Annotated in this window: 3 protein-coding genes; 1 reads left to right on the forward strand and 2 read right to left on the reverse strand. The window is 61.6% G+C overall.

The annotated features are described in order from the left end of the window. Positions 1 to 1,988, reverse strand: a 1,988-nt coding sequence (locus tag OC610_RS21685) for a type I secretion system permease/ATPase (RefSeq protein WP_264430660.1), incomplete at its 3' end; no start/stop codon positions are given. A 37-nt stretch (positions 1,989 to 2,025) separates the two neighbouring features. Then, positions 2,026 to 3,375 (reverse strand): TolC family outer membrane protein, encoded by a 1,350-nt coding sequence (locus OC610_RS21690; protein ID WP_264430661.1) that lies wholly within the window; start codon positions 3,373 to 3,375, stop codon positions 2,026 to 2,028. Positions 3,376 to 3,735: 360 nt separating this feature from the next. Between OC610_RS21690 and OC610_RS21695 the strand changes: the two genes are divergently transcribed. Further along, on the forward strand, positions 3,736 to 4,593 hold an 858-nt coding region (locus tag OC610_RS21695), incomplete at its 3' end, for a retention module-containing protein (protein WP_264430662.1).

The raw sequence follows: 4,593 nt of genomic DNA on the forward strand, positions 1-4,593 counted from the left end.
CGCTGCTTCAAGCGTTCCTCACCGGTGTTGTCCATGGCACTGGTGGGCTCGTCCAACAACAGGATGGGCGGATTGAGGAGCAACGCGCGAGCCAGGGCGACGTTCTGCCGCTGCCCGCCAGACAGATTCTGCCCGCGCTCGCCGACTTGCAGTTCATAGCCTTGCGGATGCAGGCGGGCAAATTCATGCACGCCCGCGAGTTCTGCAGCCTGGAGCACCAGCTCGTCTTCGACGTAACGGGCGCCCGAGGTCAGGTTGTCGCGCAGGGTGCCGGCCAACAGCTGGATGTCCTGGGGCACGTAGCCAATGTTGTAGCGCAGCTCGCTGACGTCGATCTGGCGAATGTCCACACCATCCACCAGCAATGCGCCGTCGTCCGGTTGGTACAGGCCCACCAGCAACTTGGCCAGGGAGCTCTTGCCCGAGCCGCTGCGGCCGATGATGCCGATCTTCTCGCCGGGCTTGATCACCAGGTTGATGTTCTTCAACGCGGCGTTCTGCTGGTTCGGGTAGGTGAAGTTCAGCTGGCGGCACTCGATCGCCCCCTGCAACACCTTGCGGCTCAGCGGACGCTCTTCGAAATTGCGCTCCTGTGGCAACTCCATCATCTGGTCGACGGACGTCATCGTCACCCGCGCCTGCTGGTAGCGGGTCAGCAAACCCGAGAGCGACGCCAGCGGGCTGAGGGCGCGGCCGCTGAGCATGTAGCAGGCAACCAGCCCGCCCATGCTGAGGTTGCCGGCGATGATCTGGTAGACGCCGAAGACAATCATGACCACACCGGCCAGTTGCTGGATCAGCAACGTGATGTTCATCGCCAGGCCGGACAACATCTTCACCCGCAGCTCAAGGCGACTGAGGGTGCCGATGGTCTGTTCCCATTGGTACTGGCGCTCGCTCTCGGCGTTGTTGACCTTCACCGCGTCCAGGCCGGCCAGGGTTTCGATCAGGCTGGACTGGCGCTCGGCGCCCAGGGCCATGGTTCGCTCCATGGTCGCCACCAACGGCTTCTGCAGCGCATAGCCGATCAACAGCGCAAGCGGAAACGCCACCACCGGAATCCACACCAGATGCCCACCGAGGATGGCAATGACCATGAAGATCAGCAGCGTGAACGGCAAATCGATCAGGCTGGTCAGGGTCAGCGAGGCCAGGAAGTCCCGCAGGCTTTGAAACTCATGGATGTTCTGGGCGAAGCTGCCCACCCGCGCCGGACGGTATTTCATCGCCATGCCGACGATGCGCTCGAACAGCGTCGCCGAGATGATCAGGTCGGTTTTCTTGCCGGCCAGGTCCAGGCACAGGCTGCGCAGCATTTTCAGGATCAGGTCGAACACGTAGGCGCCGGTGATGCCGACGGCCAAGACCCACAGGGTCGATTCGGCCTGGTTCGGCACCACGCGGTCGTAGACGTTCATCACGAACAGCGGCGCGGCCATGGCGATGATGTTGATCAACAGGCTGGCGGCGATGGCGTCGGCGTACAGCCAACGGGACCGCTTGAGGGTGTCGCGAAACCACGAACGCGCCCGGGGAATGAGCGTGCCGTGATTAACGTCAAATTTATGCTGCGGCTGGGCGAAGAACACCTTGCCGCTGTAGTCATCGGCGAGCAGTTCACGGCTGACGGTGACTTCACCGCCATCGCTTTCGCTGAGCAGCAACCGCGCCTGGTCGTCCCCGGCCCAGCCCAGCAGGACGGCACTGCGGCCTTCTTTAAGTAGCAGCAGCGCCGGCATGGCGATGGTGGGAATTTGCTCGAGCTTGCGTTGCAGCACCCGACCTTGCAGACCGGCACGGGCCGCCGCACGCGACAATAATTCGACGCTCAGCCGTTGCTTGGGCAACGGCAGGCCGGTGGTGAGCATCGCCGCGCTGGCAGGTTTCTGATGCAGCATGCAGAGCGCCAGCAAACCGTCCAACAGCGGGTCGTCGTGCAGCGTGCGCGGGTCATGGACTAGTTCGACTGGACTGACTTCTGATTCCACGCTCGGCACTCTGACTGATTGAAACGGGTTGGAGGACTCAATTCATCCCAGGCAACTGGACCTTGGGTTTCACGTCGTTCTGCACAACCGATGCCAACGGCGCGACCACGCCCTGGCTTTTCAGCAACTGGCCCATGGTCGCCTTGATGCGGTACTGGGTGAACAACTGCACATTCTTGATCTCCGCCAGGCGACGGGAAGCGCTGAACAGCTCGTTTTCGCTGTCGAGCAAATCGAGCAGGGTGCGCTCACCCAGGCTGAACTGACGCTGGTAGGCGGTGCGCACGCTGTTGCTGCGATCCACGTATTGCTGGGCAACCGGCACTTGGGCGTTGGCGTTGTTCAAGGCGTTCCAGGCCAGGCCCAGCTCTTCATTCAACTGGCGCAACGCATTGTTGCGGATATCCAGCGCCTGGTTGGACAGGTAGGACTTGGACTCCAGGTCGGCCTTGTTACTGCCACCGGAGTAGAGGTTGAAGCGCATGCGCAACATGGCCTGCCACTCGTTGTTGTGGCCGTTCTGACCGTCCAGGTCGTTGTCGGCGGTGCGGCCCAGCTCAGCGTCGAAGCGTGGGTAGAAGCTCGACTTGGCAGCTTCGTACTGTTTCTCGGCAGCGGCGATGTCGGCTTCGGCCGAACGCAGTACCGGGCTGTTTTCCAGCATCTGGGCACGGGCTTCGGTCAGGTTGGCCGGCAGTAGCGCCATAAAGTCGGCGGGACGATCCAATTGGTCGGGCACTTGGCCGACGGTGCTGAGGTAGTTGGTCTCGGCATCGGCCAGGTTGGTCTGCTCGGTGATCAGGTTGTTGCGGGCCTGGGCCATGCGCGCTTCGGCCTGGTCCAGGTCGGCGCCGCTGCCCACGCCACGGGAGGTACGCAGCTTGATCTGGTCGAAAATGCGCTCGTGGCTCTTGAGGTTTTCCTCGGCCAGGCGCACGAACTCGCGACGGGTCAGCACGTCCAGGTAGACCTGGGCCACGGTCAGCCCAGTGCGCTCGGACGCGTCCAGCAAGGAATAGGCACGGGAATTCACGTTGGCTTGTTGACGCCCTACTTCGCTGGACGTCGCAAAACCGTCAAAAACCATTTGCGACAGACGCAGGCTCGACTCGCTGCGGTTCAAGGTTTCCCAATGGTTATTGCTGCCCGAACGGGTCGTCACACTGTCGGTGCCTTCACGGCCATAACCGGCTGCAAGGTCCACTCTAGGCAGGTAGCCGCCTTTGGCCGCCTTGAGCTGATAGTCCGCCGCCAGGCGACTGTTCACACCGGCCTGGATTTCTGGATGGACGTCCAATGCCTGTTGCATGGCCTGCGGCAAGGTTTGTGCTTGTACGAAGCTGGCGGCGAGGGCGAAAGGTAAAGCCTTGAGCAGGTGCGAACGCATGGTTGGTTTATTCCCGAAACTCTTGTCTTGAATCACAGCGAAACGTGGCGCTGCATCGGATGATGGCAACCGGAATGACCGTATGTCGGAAAGTTCAAAACAGGAGCTGGAACACGCACTGAAAGAACAGGTCGCCGCTTAAATATCAATGTGACATTACGGAAGCGATTGTTTAGGATGGCCGGCAGAAGGTCAATAGTTTGGCAGAAACAAAATACGCCGGAAAATACAGTCAAAACATTGTCACGTTAAAGCGTCAAAACATTTCCCCTTAGTGAGCATGAACGTCCAGACCGCTATGGCCATCGAGGCTGTCGGGTCCATGGAAGTCTACTGAACGTGGTACCCGGAGAGTCTTCAATGAGCAGTGTTATTGCCGTTGTCAAAAGCATTGTTGGTCAGGTTTTCGCCGTATCCCCCGAAGGTATTCGGCGCGTACTCATTGAGGGCGATCGCCTGAATGTGGGCGACCAGTTGGACACAGGCCCTGCCGGCGCCGTCACATTGGAGCTGGCCGATGGCCGCACGCTGGACCTGGGTCGCGACACTCAGTGGAGCGCCAGCGCTCCGGACTCTTCCACCGACCTCGAACAGGCCACAGCCCAAGCCGCGCCGTCTGTAGATGAGCTGCAGCAAGCCATCGCCGCCGGCGTCGACCCGACGACCGCCCTGGAAGCCACCGCCGCAGGCCCAACCGCCGCGGGTACAGGTGGCGCCGCCGGTGGCGGCCACAGCTTCGTCGTGCTGGACGCCACGGCCGGCAGCGTCGATCCGACGATCGGCTTCCCGACCGCAGGGCTCGCTGCAGCCGCTGCTGCCACTAACAACACCTTGGGCGGCAATACCACAGCCAATACAACCGCCAACGCGGTATTCAATGCGACGATGACCCTGAACGCCACGCCGACCATCACCGAAGCCGGTGGCGTGCTGGTCTACACCGCAACCGTTACCCAGGCGCCGCTGACCGACTTGACCGTGACCTTGTCCAACGGCGCGGTCATCGTGATCCAGGCCGGACAAACGACCGGTAGCGTCAACGTACCGCTCGCGCCGAACGACACCGTCTACAACGACCCAAGCCAGATCAGCGTGACTGTGACGGGCACCACCGGCGGCAGCGGCATCGCCGTGACCGTGCCAACCACACCGGCAGTGACCCAGATCACCGACACCATCGACACCACCACCGTTACTCTGAGCGCGAACAACACGATT

This window comes from Pseudomonas agronomica (genome assembly GCF_025917275.1).
GTDB lineage: Bacteria > Pseudomonadota > Gammaproteobacteria > Pseudomonadales > Pseudomonadaceae > Aquipseudomonas > Aquipseudomonas agronomica.

What these genes read in the sequence shown, in the direction of transcription:
- OC610_RS21690 (WP_264430661.1), bottom strand. Translation starts at nt 3,375, where the DNA reads ATGCGTTCGCACCTGCTCAAGGCTTTACCTTTCGCCCTCGCCGCCAGC.